The sequence below is a fragment of the Legionella sp. km772 genome (assembly GCF_003989735.1).
Lineage (GTDB): Bacteria > Pseudomonadota > Gammaproteobacteria > Legionellales > Legionellaceae > Legionella.
This window is the reverse complement of record NZ_RZGQ01000010.1, coordinates 1-14262: the sequence shown is the minus strand read 5'-3', so window position 1 is coordinate 14262 and position 14262 is coordinate 1. Positions and strand designations below refer to the sequence as shown.

The window sequence follows — 14262 nt, the reverse complement described above, 5'->3', positions numbered from 1 at the left end:
TATGAAAAACCAAAAACATACCTCGGGCCAATCCACTGGTGGTTTGGCTGAATTAAAATCTAGATTAATGTTTGTTATTCTGGGAATTTTAGTTTATCGTCTTGGTGCCCATATTCCTGTTCCAGGATTAGACCCAACAAGATTGGCTAATTTCTTTAATGAGCAGCAAAATACAATCTTTGGATTGTTCAATATGTTTTCTGGTGGAGCTTTATCGCGTGTAACTGTATTCGCTATTGGAATAATGCCTTATATTTCTGCGTCAATTATCATTCAACTTTTTTCTGTAGTATCTCCGAAGTTGGAGCAGCTAAAGAAAGAAGGTGAGTCTGGACGTAGAAAAATAAATCAGTACACCAGATATTTGACTTTATTACTATCAGTGTTTCAATCTTTAGGGATGGCGCGATGGTTGGCAGGACAACAAATTGCATTGCAAGCTGATTTCTCATTCTATTTTACAGCAGTAGTGACTTTGGTCACAGGGACAATGTTCCTCATGTGGCTCGGTGAGCAAATTACTGAAAAGGGTGTGGGTAATGGGATATCCCTGATCATCTTTTCTGGTATTGTTTCTAGTATGCCAGTAGCAATAGCTTCAGTGTTACAGCAAGTTAAAGAAGGTCAGATGCAAGCGTTAACCTTAGTGGTTGTTACTGTTGTGGTCGTAGTGGTAACCGGCTTTGTCGTCTTTATGGAGCGTGCTCAAAGGCGTATACGGGTGAATTATGCTCAACGGACTCAAGGCCGGAAGGTATATGCAGCTCAAACCAGTCATCTACCATTAAAAATTAATATGTCAGGGGTAATTCCACCAATATTTGCCTCAAGTATTATTTTACTTCCGGCTACTTTGGCGCAATTTTTTTCCCATACTAAAGGTATGAGCTGGTTGTCTGACGTAGGAATGGCCTTATCACCTGGTCAACCTTTGTACTTGATCGTGTATGCTATTGCAATATTGTTTTTTGCCTTCTTTTATGCAGCGTTAGTTTTTAATCCCAAAGATACCGCTGAGAATTTGAAGAAATCTGGCGCCTACATACCTGGTATTAGACCTGGTGAGCAAACTACTAAATATATAGATTCAGTAATGACTCGCTTAACTCTAATTGGTGCATTGTACCTAGTTCTAGTATGTTTGTTGCCACAAATTTTAATGTATACATGGCATGTGCCTTTCTATTTTGGTGGTACATCATTATTGATTATTGTCGTAGTTATTATGGATTTTGTTGCTCAAATACAGGCCCATTTAATGACTCAGCAATATGATTCGTTAATGAAAAAGGCTAACTTTAAAGGTACTAAGTTACCTGGTCTATTATGATCTTTATCGGAGTTTTGGAATGAAAGTAAGAGCATCTGTAAAGCGCATTTGTCGCAATTGCAAAATTATTAAAAGAAGTGGCACTATACGTGTAATTTGTAAAGATGCCCGACATAAACAAAAACAAGGTTAATCAACTTGATTTTGTTTTACAAAAATAGTATTCTTCTGTCCCTTTCGACAGAACAAAATAACGTTCGGAGAAGCTAATGGCTCGTATTGCAGGAGTGAACATACCTGACCACAAACATGTGGTAATTGCTTTAACAGCTATATATGGTATTGGTAAGACAACATCTTTAAAGTTATGCACCAGTCTTGATATTGAACCTTCAGCAAAGGTTTCACAGTTATCTGATGCTCAACTTGAAGCTTTGCGTGTAGAAATCGCAAAAATGACTGTAGAAGGCGATCTACGTCGTGTGGTAACCATGAATATTAAAAGACTAATGGATCTTGGTTGCTATAGAGGATTAAGACATAGAAGAGGCTTACCTTTAAGAGGTCAACGTACGAAAACTAATGCTCGTACAAGAAAAGGCCGTAGAAAAGGCACTAGTAACTGATTTTTCATGTAGGAACATAAGATGGCAATAACTAAGTCAAAACAGCAAAAAGTACGCAAGAAGGCGAAGCGTGTAGTATCTGATGGTATCGTACACGTTCATGCTTCTTTTAATAATACTATTGTAACCTTTACTGATCGACAAGGTAATGCGTTATGTTGGGCTACTTCAGGTGGCTCAGGCTTTAGAGGCTCAAGAAAGAGTACTCCTTATGCTGCTCAAGTTGCAACTGAGCGTGCTGCCGCTGTAGCTAAAGAATATGGTATGAAATCTGTTGCAGTATTTGTTCATGGTCCTGGCCCTGGAAGAGAGTCAACTATTCGTGAATTAATAACTCAAGATTTTAAAATTGTTGAAATAACCGATGTTACTGGTATACCCCATAATGGATGTAAACCACCTAAAAAACGTCGTGTATAAGACTCAGGAGTAATTAATGGCTAGATATCTTGGTCCAAAGTGTAAATTATCACGTCGTGAAGGCACTGATTTACTATTAAAAAGTGGTGTTCGTGATCATAAATCCAAGTGCAAATCTGAAAAGTTGCCTGGACAGCATGGTGCGAATAAACCACGTTTAAACAGTTATGGAATTCAGCTTAGAGAAAAGCAAAAAATTAGAAGACTATATGGTGTTCTTGAAAAGCAATTCCGTAATTATTATAAATTAGCAGCAAAGCAAAAAGGTTCAACTGGTGAAAACCTGATGAGTCTTTTAGAAAGACGTTTAGATAACGTTGTTTATCGCATGGGATTTGCAAGCACCCGTGCAGAAGCTAGGCAACTTGTTACCCATAAGGCAATACTTGTTAATGATAAGATAGTTAATGTTCCATCATTTTTAGTAAGTGCTGGTGATGTTATTACTGTTCGTCAAAAGGCTAAGAGTCAAGGCAGAATTCAAGCTGCTTTAGCTTTGTCTGAGCAAAGAGCACCTTGTGATTGGATTACTGTAGATACCTCTTCGTTCAAGGGTACGTTTTCTACAGCACCAACATTAACTGACTTGTCTTCAGACTACAACGTAAACCTCGTTGTGGAACTTTACTCTAAGTAAGCTCGGAGAAATAGCTGAATGTATACTGAAATCAATGAAATGCTGACACCTAAAGTCCTCAAAGTACAGGCTGAGTCAACATATAAAGCTAGAATCGTTCTAGAGCCATTGGAGCGAGGATTTGGTCACACGCTCGGCAATGCTTTGAGACGTATATTATTATCATCTATGCCAGGTAGTGCTATTACTGAGGCGTCCATTGATGGCGTTCTCCATGAGTACAGCACTATTGAGGGAGTACAAGAAGACGTAGTTGATTTATTGCTTAATCTTAAACTAGTAGCAATTAAAATGACTGTAGGTACAGAAGGCTATGTGACTTTAAATAAACAAGGCCCTTGCCAAGTTACTGCAGGCGATATTCAATTAACTCATGGATTAGAAATTATCAATCCTGAGTTAGTTATTGCTAACCTAAATGAGAAAGGCAAATTGAACATTACTATGAAAGTTGAGCGTGGAATAGGCTTTCATAATACAGATTCATTTGTTCGTCATTTTGACGATGAAATTGAACACAAATCTGTTGGTAAGTTAAAAATAGACAATGGTTTTTCACCTGTTAAACGAGTTGCTTATTTTGTTGATAGCGCAAGGGTTGAAAATAGAACCGACCTTGATAAATTAACTATTGAATTAGAAACAAACGGAACTATCGATGCTGAAGAGGCTATACGCATTTCAGCCAGTATTCTTCAAAGACAGCTACATGCTTTTGTGGATATGAAATTTGAAGAATCACGTTCTGACAACAAAGAGCGTAATGACTTTGATCCCGTTTTATTACGTTCTGTTGATGATTTAGAGTTAACTGTTCGCTCTGCAAATTGCTTAAAAGCAGAAAATATCCATTATATAGGCGATTTAGTTCAAAGAACTGAAAATGAATTATTAAAAACTCCTAATTTAGGTAAGAAGTCTCTAACTGAAATTAAGGATGTTTTAGCTTCTAGATCTTTATCGTTAGGAATGAAACTTGAGAATTGGCCGCCAGCAAGTCTAGGCGAGTAATATTTAGGAGTCTTTGTTATGCGTCACCGTAATTCGGGCCGTAGTTTTAGCCGTACTAGTAGTCATCGTAAAGCTATGTTTTCTAACATGTGTTGCTCTTTAATTGAGCATGAGTTAATTAAAACAACTCTGCCCAAAGCTAAAGATTTACGTCGCTACATTGAGCCTTTAATTACTGTTAGTAAGGCTGATTCAGTTGCATCGCGTCGTCATGCTTTTAACATCTTACGTTCTAAGTCAGCAGTAGGTAAGCTATTTACTGATCTTGGCCCACGTTTTGCTAAAAGACCAGGCGGTTATATTCGTATCATCAAATGTGGTTTTAGAGATGGCGATAATGCACCAATGGCTATTGTTGAACTTTTAGATCGACCTGTTGCTTCTGAAGAATAAATTAAAGCAAAATCTATTATTTTAAACCCGCTTTAGGCGGGTTTTTTATTGCCCTCATTATTAGAGCGCATACCTTTCTTTCCCGATATTGATCCGAATTAACCAGCCCTAGCTGTCGCTCCTGTAGTTCTGTCCCATATTATCCTTCCTCCCGGTTTCTTAACTACCTATGATATTGTCCAGTATTTTTACTCTGGTATTGCCAAAGAAAATGGAACAAACTATCTAAAATCTTGTATTTATTCTCATGGAAAGCTATCTTTTGAAGATGATAGTTTAATTTAGCCTGTTAAATAAAATTTAGACTATCAGATTGTTTCCAAAATAAACATATAATACAAAATTAAGGACGATAATGAAACTTATGAATAGAAAAAGTTGTCTTATTACCGCCGCTTTTCTAGTAACTACTGCGAGCCATGCAGCAGTGGGCCTGGAAGATGTATGTATCTATTATAATGCTACATCATCAGCAACTGTTGGGTTTAAAGTGGCAGCCAAAGTTTCAATCTGGCAGAAGAATATCCTCTGTGGGGTCATCTATGTGGACCCAGGTTCAACCGAATGCTATCGCTACACCCAAAGTGCTACCTGTAATACAGCAGCAACAGCTGCAACTCAGGTCCTTGTTGAACCACTTTACGTTAATGGAACCCTAGCTATTCCTGCTTCTACCGCCTACCAGTTAACAGGCTCTTCTGGTACGACCTCTGTAGAGCATTTAACCGTAGGAAATGGAGCTTGGACAGCTACTAACGCAGCCCCTAGCGTCATTACAGCGGGTACTCTATATACGATAACCGCTGATTATCTTGAACCAGGACTGCAGTCAGGCTCAGAGCTTTCTCAAGAATAACCCTATTTACGTTAAGGACAACAAATGAATCGATATAATAAAAGATTAGGTATTATCGCGGCTACTTTTTTTTTAAACAGTGTTGTGCACGCTGCAGTTGGTTTGGAAGACATTTGTATTACCTATAATGCGACTGCATCAAGCACGGTGGGTATCAAACTTCCTGCACGGGTTAATATTTGGAAGAAGACTACTCTTTGCGCTACTTTGGATGTCTTGCCTGGTAACACCACCTGTTATTTTTATAAGCTCTCTCCAACTTGCAACACGGCAGCTAATGCGGCTACAACGGTCATTGCCCAGGCCCTCTATGTTAATAATACCGAGGCTATCCCCGAATCCTCTCCTTATGCGCTAACTGGGACAGCGGGAACTACTGCAGTGGAGAATATAACACTAACAAATGGTGCTTTTACGGCAACCAATGCGGTGCCTAGTGTTATAACAGTATCCGGTACGGCTTATTCCTTTGCAGCTGGAAGTAATTACCCAGCCTTAAGTCCATTAGAAAACGCGGGCGAGAACTAAACGTTTTGTTTGTCACGGCTTCTAGCCGTGGCATAACTGTTTTTGGGGCGAACGCGAGATAGAAGCCCTTTGGTCGCAAGGGTTTAAGCTTTAAATCAGATTTCTTGTGCAGCTTATCAGGGATAATTAAAAACTGCGGGAGTCTATTTAAGCTCAATCATCTTTTAACGGCCTAACAGCGGAGGCTGCTTATTGTAAGTATGCTAATCCAGAGTTCGAAATGAAAACATTACCATGGCTATATTGCCAAAGCTTGTAATCCAGGATTTACCCATTTAAATTTGAGCTCCAGAACCTGTGAATTTAAATCAATTGGGTGGGAAAATGACCAGGCAAATCTATAAGGACATCTAGGCCAAACCCCTAAAAGAAAGGGGTTTTCTATAGTTTGGGGTCCTAGAATGGGATATCATCATCTAATTGATCAAAGGCATCATGCATGGCTGGTGCTGAACTTGGTTTTTGCTGCTGGTAGGCGGGCGCGCTACTTTGTTGATAGGCTGGTGGAGCCTCTTCATAACTTGGGCCGCCAGTTCCTTTACTGTCTAGCATTTGAATATCTGCAGCGATAATTTCGGTGGTGTAGCGGTCTTGTCCTTGTTGATCTTGCCATTTGCGTGTACGTAAACTCCCTTCAATGTAAAGTTTAGAACCCTTGCGTACGTATTCCCCAGCAATTTCTCCCAAGCGATTGAAACAAACGACCCGATGCCATTCAGTACGATCTTGTTTTTCTCCAGTGGCTTTATCTTTCCAAGATTCACTCGTTGCGATTGATAGAGTGGTAACCGCATTACCGTTAGGCATATAACGAACCTCAGGATCTCCGCCTACATTGCCTACTAAAATTACTTTATTAATGCCTCTAGCCATAAAAATCTCCTGTGCGAAAGTTAGTACGATAGTATATCGAATTTGTTGCTTATTTCGTAGGGCTTAATTAATCGCATATTCCTTTATTAGCGACTCTGCACTGCCTACATGGTACAATTCTTTATTAATCTTTATATAAATTACTGATTCTTCCTCAGCGAATACTACTTCTTTAACTCCTGCTAAATTTAATAGCTTGCTAACTAAATCCTCACTGGCTCGTTCTTGATTCGGCCAAGATAGAATAAGGGTGGTGGTTGATTTCATTTTCATAGGCAAAGAAGAGAACAACCATAGGAGGCTTAGTAAGGTATTGGCAATAAAAATGCTTTTATCTTGCTGCCAGGCGTATAAAAAGCCTGCAGAGGTACCTCCTGCAAAAATGCCCAGGAATTGCGCGGTGGAGTAAACCCCCATTGCTGTTCCTTTACTATTGGGGTTTGCTTGTTTAGAAATTTGTGAGGGTAATAAGGCTTCTAAGATATTAAATCCAATGAAGTATAAGAGCATTAGTGCACATAGGCTATACCAGTGCTTTCCGGCAAAAATTAAAATGCCCTGGGCCAATGCGGTGCATAGCACCGAGCTTAAAAAGACCAATTTGGTTTTATGTTTTTTCTCGCCGTAAATAATGAAAGGAATCATCGCAATGAATGCCACTATCATAAGTACTAAATAAAACGACCAGGGTTGGGAGAGGTCTTTTTGCTCAATGTGGTAGTTCAAGATTAAGGGCAGGACAAAGAAGGTCGAGGTTAGGATAAAATGCTGGCAAAAGATACCAAAATTTAAATGCAGTAAATGGGTATTGCTTAATACAGAGCGGAGCAGAGCTGGATTAGTTTCACTGTCGCCATGAAAACGCTCTTGATCCGGGTTAGGGATAACAATATGGAGTAATAATAAGCCCAAAATGGCCAAAAAGGCGGTTAAATAGAAAATTCCTGCAAGACCATAACTTTTCGAAAGCGCAGGACTGATGACCATTGCAAGACTGAAGGAAAGACCAATAGTCATCCCAATAACCGCCATCGCCTTAGTACGGGATTCATCGGGTGTTAAATCAGCAAGTAAAGCAATTAATACACTTCCTACAGCACCAGTACCTTGTAAAGTACGCGCCAAAATTATGCCATAAATGGAGTCGGTGAATGCACCAAGGAAACTCCCAATAATAAATAAAATGAGTCCGAGCGTAATTATTGGCTTACGTCCCCATTTATCCGATAAAAGCCCAAAAGGCATCTGCAAGAAGCCTTGACTAAGACCATATGCACCCAAGGCAATGCCAATGAGCGCTGGTGTTGCACCTTTAAAGTCAGCCGCATAAAGGGTAAAGACCGGGATTAAAAGAAATAACCCTAACATGCGAAATGAAAAAAGGGCGGCGATAGGAAAAACAGTTTTAGACCAAGAGTACTTCATTGACGGTGCGGATAAATTCATCATGGGGCAAATGGTACAAACTTAGAGCTTTAGACACAAGGTAATTTACTAATAAATCCCTTACTCTGATTGACAGCGATGCAGAATCCGGGTAGTTTGGTGCTTTTTTATACTAGAGGCATTTTTAATGAGTTTACAATTTCCAGGAACAGTTGCTTTAATAACTGGGGGAGCACGTGGAATAGGTAAGGCGACCGCTTTAAAATTAGCACGAGCTGGTTCTGATATCGCATTAGTTTATTATAATAGTTCAGATGAAGCGCAGCAATTAGTTAAAGAAATTGAAGCTTTAGGACGCAAGGCAGTAGCCTTGCAAGCGAATGTGGCTGATCACCAGTCAGTGAAAGAGGTTTTTGCTCAATTTAAAGAGCATTTTTCCCAGCTCAATTTTTTAGTGAGCAATGCTGCAAGTGGGGTTTTAAAGCCGGCATTAAAAATGTCTACTAAACATTGGCGGTGGTGTCTTGAAACCAATGCCTTAGCATTAAATCACTTAGTTAGTGAAGCCCGTGAATTAATGCCTAAAGGGGGACGGGTGATTGCCCTTTCTAGTTTGGGGGCAATACGTGCTATTCCTAATTATGCCTTTATCGGTGCATCAAAAGCGGCGTTGGAAGCTTTAGTTCGGTCTTTGAGTTTAGAATTAGCGCCTAATGGGATTACCGTGAATACTATTTCTGCCGGGGTTGTTGATACCGATGCCCTGAAACATTTCCCTAATCGTGAACAGCTCTTGGATGAGTATCAAGCCCATTCTTTAGCAGATCGGCCTTTAACACCAGAAGATGTGGCTAATGCGGTTTATTTATTATGTTTGCCGGAAGCCTCTATGATTAATGCTCATACTTTGTTTGTTGATGCAGGTTATAGTCAAATTGGTTAACCAGGCGAGAAGCCAACTCCTACTGCACGGGTGGGTTGGCGGTTAAAATTTATACTTTTGCTGCGCTTAAAGATGATAAAAAAAAAATATATGTTATAATCAGCTCCTTTGTGATCTAGGTTCGTTCTGAGGAAAAATAATGAATGTAGCAGGTGTTTATCCTAAAGTTAGGCAAATTGTTGCTGATGTATTAGTAATTGATGAAGAGGAAGTTTCTTTAAACAGTCGGTTAATTGCTGATTTAGGTGCGGAATCAATTGATTTTCTTGATTTAGTATTTCAGCTAGAAAAAGAATTTAAAATTAAGATTCCTCGTGGCCAATTAGAAAAAAATGCTCGCGGTGAATTAGCTGAAGATGAGTTTGAAAAAGGTGGCGTTTTAACTGAGCAAGGCCTCGCTTCTTTAAAAAATTATTTAAGCGAAGTCCCCGCTGAGCAATTCAAAGCCAACATGAAAGTCAACGAAATTCCTATGTTATTTACGGTTGAAACTTTTTGTAAGCTGGTCGTTGCCGCAAGCCAAACAGCGGAAACTGTAGCTTAATAATGCGTTTTTTATTTGTTGATCGGATCATTGAATCTTCCCCTGGTGAGTTCATTAGGGGATTGAAGCATATTACTCAAGACGACCGCTGTTTAACGCTCGATAAACAAGGGCAACCTTGTTTTATTTCCTCCTTAATTGGCGAAACCTTAGGGCAGCTTGCTGCTTGGAATGTGATGGCGCATAATGATTTTAGCTTGCGGCCTGTTGCAGGAGTAGTTGCCAGTGCTCGTGTCTGTCGGCCTGCTTATCTTGGTGAAACTTTGTTATTAGAATCCTATATTGACGCGGTTGATGATACCGCCGTTCAGTATCATAGCATCGCCCGAGTAGGTAATGAGCCCGTTTTCATTATTGAAGGTGCTTTGGGCCCCTTATTGCCAATGACCGATTTCATTTCTTCGCAAGAGGTGCGGGCGCAATACCAGGAAATTTATCGCCCGGGAGATTGGGCGCAGATAAGTTCTTCAGTGAACTCCGATATACCCCATACACTAGACATGAACATTCTGCCTTATACCGCAATGACTTTTGATCGCCTTATTGATTCCATCCCTGGTGAGAGTATTAGTGCGGAAAAAAGAATTACGCGCGCAGCGCCTTATTTCCCGGATCATTTCCCAAAAAAGCCCGTCTTACCCATGACGGTGTTGTTGGAGTGTATCCAGCAGTTAACTGAGCAATTCCTTATTATTGCCTCTTTGACTGAACGCTATCAAATCGTGGAGCTGCGCCGAATTAAGATGAACGTTTTCGTACAACCTGGTGAGGTGGTACTTTGTTCTATGAAAGTAAAACAACAGTCTCATCATGAGTTAATCTTAGCTTGTCGTTGTGAAGTAGAGGGTAAAAGAGTTTGTGTTGTTGAAGTGGTATTGAACGCAAAAGGGTAAAGAATATGAATAAGAAACGAGTAGCTATTACTGGCGTGGGCATTGTATCTCCTTTGGGAAATGATGTGGACTCCACCTGGACCCAATTGATGGCAGGAAAATCGGGTATTGCACCGATTACTCATTTTGATGCCCAGGCTTTCCCTACTAGGATTGCGGCGGAAGTAAAAAACTTTAAGCCTGATACCAGGCATAATGGGAAGCATTTACGCTTTGCCATGCCATTTACTTATTACGCACTCTCTGCTGCCCAACAAGCCTTTGATGATGCAGGAATTCACCCTACGGCTCAAACCGCCGGGAAATGGGGCGTAGTCGTTGGCAGCGGGATGATGACTGCAGAATTTGATTACTTACATCGCTTTCAACAAAGCTGCGCTCCAGATGGGGAGGTAAACTGGGATTTGTTGCAGGCCAATAAAAAAGAATTTTATAAGTTAAATGATTTTGGCAAAACCACTTCTAATTCAGGTTTATCTTTATTGATCCAGCAGTTTGGTATTCAGGGTTATGCAACCTCCGTACATACTGCTTGTGCCTCCGGCGGCCAAGCCTTAGGACTCGCCATGCAAGTTATTCGCCGCGGCGAGGCTGATTTTATGTTGGCTGGCGGTTTCGATTCAATGATAAATCCCTTGGGGCTTTCTAGTTTTTGCCTGCTAGGTGCCTTGTCGACTTATAATGAAACCCCTCATACGGCTAGTCGTCCTTTTGATGGAACTCGAAATGGCTTTGTATTAGGGGAAGGCGCTGCTTTTTTAATTTTAGAGGAATGGAATAAAGCAAAAGCTCGTGGTGCTCACATTTATGCAGAATTAGCAGGTGAAGGAAACTCATTGAGCTCCTATCGGATTACTGATTCACATCCTAACGGCGATGGTGCTTTACAAGCCATCGAAGGTGCTCTACGCGATGCAGGAGTGCGCGCTGATGAAGTGGATTATATCAACGCACATGGAACCTCGACTAAAATGAATGACTTAAGCGAAACCAATGCGATTAAAGTAGTCTTTGGTGAGCGGGCTACCTCTATACCGACTAGTTCCACTAAAAGCCAAACCGGCCATTTAATTGCCGCAGCAGGTGCTTTAGAGGCCGTGCTTTCGGTTAAGGCTATTGAGCAATCACGTCTTCCTAAAACAGCCAATTTAACAACAGCTGATCCCGAATGTGATTTAGACTACATTGTGGATGGCCCGCGTGAAAAATCTTTAGCAGTGGTTATATCGAACTCATTTGGATTTGGCGGTTCTAACAGCTGCTTGTTATTTAAGCATCCGCAGTATGAAGGAGCATTATAATGACTGATCTCAACAGGGTATTTATCACTGGGCGTAGCGCCTTAACTGCCTCTGGAGCTAGTGCTGATGAAACATGGAATTCGGTATTAGCAGGGCAATCAGGGATTGCGGCTGTCGAGGACTGGGCGATAAATCAATGGGCTTGTCATTTAGGCGGCGAGTTAAAGAATTTTCAAGCGGCTAAGATGTTACCTGACCGTAAATTAATTAAGGTGATTTCGCGTCAAGACGTGATGGGAATTCATGCGGCGGTAAAAGCGGTAGAACATAGTGGCATGATTAGCTATCGTGATAACTTAGAGTCAGTCTCTGATTTTAATGAGCAAACTGCAGTCTATGTAGGCTCTCCCGGAAATAAGTATTTCCAACAATATGACTTTTTACCCTTAATTGCAAAAACTCAAGCCAACATGCAGGCTTTTGCCGAACAATTATTTGATGAAGTTCACCCCATGTGGCTACTACGTATTTTACCTAACAACGTGTTAGCTTATACCGGTATTACTTATGGCTTTAAAGGGGTAAATCATAATGTGACCAATCATGCCGTTGGTGGTGCGCAAGCTATTTTAGAGGCCTATCATGCAATCCGCACTGGACAAGCAGAGCGGGCGGTGGTGGTTGCTTATGATACTGGCATTGAACCACAAGCCATGTTTTACTACGAACAACTTGGGGTTTTAAGTGAGCGGCATTTAAAACCCTTTGATCAAGCCCATGATGGGACTATTTTGGCCGATGGCGCTGCGGCTCTCGTATTAGAAAGTGAGGCTAGTGTGCAGGCGCGTAATGCAACCTGCTATGCTGAACTGATGGGTGGCCTAACTGCCAGTGAAGGGCAGGGGCTATTTTCTATCGAGACTGAAGGTGGGCAGTTGGCTTCTTTAATAGCAAATACCCTAAAGGCTACTGATTTAGTTCCTGAGGCTATTGGTTTAATTGTTGCTCATGGTAATGGCAACACTAAATCCGATGATAGTGAAGCTGCTGCTATAAATGCGCTTTTTGCTCAGCACCATACCCCCGTGTCTGCATTTAAATGGTCTATGGGGCATACTCTATGTGCCTCTGGAGTTATTGATGCCGTAATGACAAGCTATGCCTTAGAACATCGTTGCGCTCCTGGTATTGCTAATTTAGAGAAAAAAGCATCGGCTTGCGCATCCTTATCTTTAAGCCCGGATCATCAGGAGCTAAACACGGATTACGCCTTGCTAATTAATCGTGGGTTTGCCAGCATGAATGCTTGTTTGGTGTTAAAAGCTTGTGAATAATATAACGCATAAAATTAAAGCCCTCCCGATTAGCTTAGCGGGGCGTTTTCTTTATCGGTTTATTCCCTATCGCCGCCGCTTGGTTCTGGCTAACATAGACCAAGTTTTTGGCGAGCAATTAAACCGCGCAGAAAAAATTCATTTAGCAAAATCCTACTATTCTCATTTGGCTACGTCGTTTAAAGAGGCCATGCAGTTAAGGTTTATGAGTGAGGAGCGTTTAAGAAATAAAGTGCAGGTCATTGGTCATGAGCATATGCTGTCGGTGGTTGCGCAAAATAAAGGTGTCTTAGTGGTGACGGGACATTTTGGTAATTGGGAATTTGCTCCGCTGGGGGGAGTACTTAATTTTAAAGAGTTTCAAGGGCAATTTCATTTTATAAGAAGAACTCTGCGCTTCAAAGCTCTAGAACGGATGATGTTTAAAAATTATTATAATGCGGGTTTGAATGTTATCCCTAAAAAAAACTCTCTAGATAAAGTATGCGCGGCCTTAGATCAAAATCATGCGGTCATTTTTGTTTTAGATCAACACGCCTCCTTAGTTAATCGTGATGGCATTGCGGTAGAATTTTTTGGCAAGAAAGCAGGTACTTATCGTAGCTTAGCTACATTAGCGCGTCATACCGGGGTGCCGGTTATTCCTGCTGCAGGTTATCGTTTGGCTAATGGCCAACATGTATTAGAATTCCATGAACCCATTCCTTGGCAAGATTATGGCTCCACAAAAGAGTCCCTATATTACAATACCTTAGCTTATAACCGGGCTTTAGAGCGGATCATTTTAGCGAATCCAGCACAGTGGAACTGGATGCATAAGCGTTGGAAACTCTAGGCTGTAGAATGACAGCGATAGCCAGCAAAACCGGTATACCAAAATAGTTTGTTTTGCGGCAGATCTTTTGCCAATTCAAATAGCCTCCTGTTCCGCCTCTGTTAAATTAGTTGCCATTAGTACAATTGTTGGTAGAGACCGTAATACTAGGCGAGCCACTGCATGCGCATATCGTATTCGCTCCAGAAGTGCTATACCCTGAGGACGATGTACTGTATTGTGTTTCGCATTCAGTGTTACAACAAGCACCGGCAGTATTCGCAAGCGCACCGGGCGTAATAAAATAACTCGTGGTTAAAATACTAAAGAAAGCCATTTAATTTTTTTCACACAAACTCCTAGCATAGCGGGTTAGTAACTCATGTTACGCACATAAACTTGTAGTTTGACTAAAAAGCATTAGAATTCCGCCCTTAATTTTAGGGAGGGAATTAAATGGATATGCTTGATCTTTATAGTGATTATTTGATTT

Annotated in this window: 18 protein-coding genes; 15 read left to right on the top strand and 3 right to left on the bottom strand. The window is 40.9% G+C overall.

The genetic code is table 11. The features are described 5' to 3' along the window. The first annotated feature begins 1 nt into the window (after nucleotide 1). The 9 genes from secY to ELY15_RS02245 all read left to right on the top strand — a co-directional run bounded on the left by secY (nucleotide 2) and on the right by ELY15_RS02245 (nucleotide 5741). Nucleotides 2–1330, top strand: a complete 1329-nt coding sequence (gene secY / locus ELY15_RS02285) for a preprotein translocase subunit SecY (RefSeq protein WP_127098045.1) — start codon at nucleotides 2–4, stop codon at nucleotides 1328–1330. Between the two features lie 19 nt (nucleotides 1331–1349). Further along, on the top strand, nucleotides 1350–1463 hold the full coding sequence (rpmJ, locus tag ELY15_RS02280; protein ID WP_010946099.1) for a 50S ribosomal protein L36: 114 nt from the start codon (nucleotides 1350–1352) through the stop codon (nucleotides 1461–1463). 76 nt (nucleotides 1464–1539) lie between these two features. Next, the gene (gene rpsM / locus ELY15_RS02275) at nucleotides 1540–1896 is read left to right on the top strand and encodes a 30S ribosomal protein S13 (RefSeq protein ID WP_127098044.1); all 357 of its coding nucleotides are present in this window, start codon (nucleotides 1540–1542) and stop codon (nucleotides 1894–1896) included. 21 nt (nucleotides 1897–1917) lie between these two features. Beyond that, on the top strand, nucleotides 1918–2316 hold the full coding sequence (rpsK, locus tag ELY15_RS02270) for a 30S ribosomal protein S11 (protein WP_127098043.1): 399 nt from the start codon (nucleotides 1918–1920) through the stop codon (nucleotides 2314–2316). Between the two features lie 16 nt (nucleotides 2317–2332). Next, nucleotides 2333–2953 carry a 30S ribosomal protein S4 gene (gene rpsD / locus ELY15_RS02265; protein ID WP_127098042.1) on the top strand — a complete coding sequence of 207 codons (621 nt, stop codon included), beginning with the start codon at nucleotides 2333–2335 and terminating at the stop codon, nucleotides 2951–2953. Nucleotides 2954–2971: 18 nt separating this feature from the next. Further along, complete coding sequence (rpoA, locus tag ELY15_RS02260) at nucleotides 2972–3964, top strand: DNA-directed RNA polymerase subunit alpha (RefSeq protein WP_127098041.1); 993 nt, start codon at nucleotides 2972–2974, stop codon at nucleotides 3962–3964. A gap of 18 nt (nucleotides 3965–3982) precedes the next feature. Beyond that, entirely contained in the window at nucleotides 3983–4357 is a 375-nt protein-coding gene (rplQ, locus tag ELY15_RS02255) for a 50S ribosomal protein L17 (RefSeq protein ID WP_127098040.1), read from the top strand. Between the two features lie 355 nt (nucleotides 4358–4712). Beyond that, the gene (locus tag ELY15_RS02250) at nucleotides 4713–5213 is read left to right on the top strand and encodes a hypothetical protein (protein WP_127098039.1); all 501 of its coding nucleotides are present in this window, start codon (nucleotides 4713–4715) and stop codon (nucleotides 5211–5213) included. Between the two features lie 24 nt (nucleotides 5214–5237). After that, entirely contained in the window at nucleotides 5238–5741 is a 504-nt protein-coding gene (locus ELY15_RS02245; RefSeq protein ID WP_127098038.1) for a hypothetical protein, read from the top strand. Nucleotides 5742–6137: 396 nt separating this feature from the next. On the opposite strand, the gene ssb is transcribed toward ELY15_RS02245, so the two are convergent. Together ssb and ELY15_RS02235 are read right to left on the bottom strand one after the other, a co-directional pair. Further along, on the bottom strand, nucleotides 6138–6614 hold the full coding sequence (gene ssb / locus ELY15_RS02240) for a single-stranded DNA-binding protein (protein ID WP_127098037.1): 477 nt from the start codon (nucleotides 6612–6614) through the stop codon (nucleotides 6138–6140). A gap of 63 nt (nucleotides 6615–6677) precedes the next feature. Continuing rightward, entirely contained in the window at nucleotides 6678–8039 is a 1362-nt protein-coding gene (locus ELY15_RS02235; RefSeq protein ID WP_127098076.1) for an MFS transporter, read from the bottom strand. Between the two features lie 148 nt (nucleotides 8040–8187). On the opposite strand from ELY15_RS02235, the gene fabL reads away from it, so the two are divergent. The 6 genes from fabL (at nucleotide 8188) to ELY15_RS02205 (ending at nucleotide 13790) form a co-directional block, all read left to right on the top strand. After that, the gene (gene fabL, locus ELY15_RS02230) at nucleotides 8188–8943 is read left to right on the top strand and encodes an enoyl-[acyl-carrier-protein] reductase FabL (protein WP_127098036.1); all 756 of its coding nucleotides are present in this window, start codon (nucleotides 8188–8190) and stop codon (nucleotides 8941–8943) included. A gap of 139 nt (nucleotides 8944–9082) precedes the next feature. Further along, nucleotides 9083–9487: an acyl carrier protein gene (locus tag ELY15_RS02225; protein WP_127098035.1), complete on the top strand. Its 405-nt coding sequence runs from the start codon at nucleotides 9083–9085 to the stop codon at nucleotides 9485–9487. Nucleotides 9488–9489: 2 nt separating this feature from the next. After that, a complete protein-coding gene (locus tag ELY15_RS02220; RefSeq protein WP_127098034.1) occupies nucleotides 9490–10380 on the top strand; it encodes a hydroxymyristoyl-ACP dehydratase in 891 nt (296 codons plus the stop codon). Between the two features lie 5 nt (nucleotides 10381–10385). Further along, entirely contained in the window at nucleotides 10386–11681 is a 1296-nt protein-coding gene (locus ELY15_RS02215; RefSeq protein WP_127098033.1) for a beta-ketoacyl synthase, read from the top strand. Then, on the top strand, nucleotides 11681–12955 hold the full coding sequence (locus tag ELY15_RS02210; RefSeq protein ID WP_127098032.1) for a beta-ketoacyl synthase: 1275 nt from the start codon (nucleotides 11681–11683) through the stop codon (nucleotides 12953–12955). The genes ELY15_RS02215 and ELY15_RS02210 overlap by 1 nt, the downstream gene beginning before the upstream one ends. After that, the gene (locus ELY15_RS02205; RefSeq protein WP_127098031.1) at nucleotides 12948–13790 is read left to right on the top strand and encodes a lysophospholipid acyltransferase family protein; all 843 of its coding nucleotides are present in this window, start codon (nucleotides 12948–12950) and stop codon (nucleotides 13788–13790) included. The genes ELY15_RS02210 and ELY15_RS02205 overlap by 8 nt, the downstream gene beginning before the upstream one ends. A gap of 106 nt (nucleotides 13791–13896) precedes the next feature. Here the strand turns inward: ELY15_RS02205 and ELY15_RS02200 are convergent, their stop codons facing one another. Then, nucleotides 13897–14106 (bottom strand): hypothetical protein, encoded by a 210-nt coding sequence (locus tag ELY15_RS02200; RefSeq protein ID WP_127098030.1) that lies wholly within the window; start codon nucleotides 14104–14106, stop codon nucleotides 13897–13899. Nucleotides 14107–14262 lie beyond the last annotated feature (156 nt).

Excerpts from the sequence above, each read along its gene's own strand:
- secY (WP_127098045.1), top strand. The coding sequence starts at position 2 with ATGAAAAACCAAAAACATACCTCGGGCCAATCCACTGGTGGTTTGGCT.
- rpmJ (WP_010946099.1), top strand. The coding sequence starts at position 1,350 with ATGAAAGTAAGAGCATCTGTAAAGCGCATTTGTCGCAATTGCAAAATT.
- rpsM (WP_127098044.1), top strand. The coding sequence starts at position 1,540 with ATGGCTCGTATTGCAGGAGTGAACATACCTGACCACAAACATGTGGTA.
- rpsK (WP_127098043.1), top strand. The coding sequence starts at position 1,918 with ATGGCAATAACTAAGTCAAAACAGCAAAAAGTACGCAAGAAGGCGAAG.
- rpsD (WP_127098042.1), top strand. The coding sequence starts at position 2,333 with ATGGCTAGATATCTTGGTCCAAAGTGTAAATTATCACGTCGTGAAGGC.
- rpoA (WP_127098041.1), top strand. The coding sequence starts at position 2,972 with ATGTATACTGAAATCAATGAAATGCTGACACCTAAAGTCCTCAAAGTA.
- rplQ (WP_127098040.1), top strand. The coding sequence starts at position 3,983 with ATGCGTCACCGTAATTCGGGCCGTAGTTTTAGCCGTACTAGTAGTCAT.
- ELY15_RS02250 (WP_127098039.1), top strand. The coding sequence starts at position 4,713 with ATGAAACTTATGAATAGAAAAAGTTGTCTTATTACCGCCGCTTTTCTA.
- ELY15_RS02245 (WP_127098038.1), top strand. The coding sequence starts at position 5,238 with ATGAATCGATATAATAAAAGATTAGGTATTATCGCGGCTACTTTTTTT.
- ssb (WP_127098037.1), bottom strand. The coding sequence starts at position 6,614 with ATGGCTAGAGGCATTAATAAAGTAATTTTAGTAGGCAATGTAGGCGGA.
- ELY15_RS02235 (WP_127098076.1), bottom strand. The coding sequence starts at position 8,039 with ATGAAGTACTCTTGGTCTAAAACTGTTTTTCCTATCGCCGCCCTTTTT.
- fabL (WP_127098036.1), top strand. The coding sequence starts at position 8,188 with ATGAGTTTACAATTTCCAGGAACAGTTGCTTTAATAACTGGGGGAGCA.
- ELY15_RS02225 (WP_127098035.1), top strand. The coding sequence starts at position 9,083 with ATGAATGTAGCAGGTGTTTATCCTAAAGTTAGGCAAATTGTTGCTGAT.
- ELY15_RS02220 (WP_127098034.1), top strand. The coding sequence starts at position 9,490 with ATGCGTTTTTTATTTGTTGATCGGATCATTGAATCTTCCCCTGGTGAG.
- ELY15_RS02215 (WP_127098033.1), top strand. The coding sequence starts at position 10,386 with ATGAATAAGAAACGAGTAGCTATTACTGGCGTGGGCATTGTATCTCCT.
- ELY15_RS02210 (WP_127098032.1), top strand. The coding sequence starts at position 11,681 with ATGACTGATCTCAACAGGGTATTTATCACTGGGCGTAGCGCCTTAACT.
- ELY15_RS02200 (WP_127098030.1), bottom strand. The coding sequence starts at position 14,106 with ATGGCTTTCTTTAGTATTTTAACCACGAGTTATTTTATTACGCCCGGT.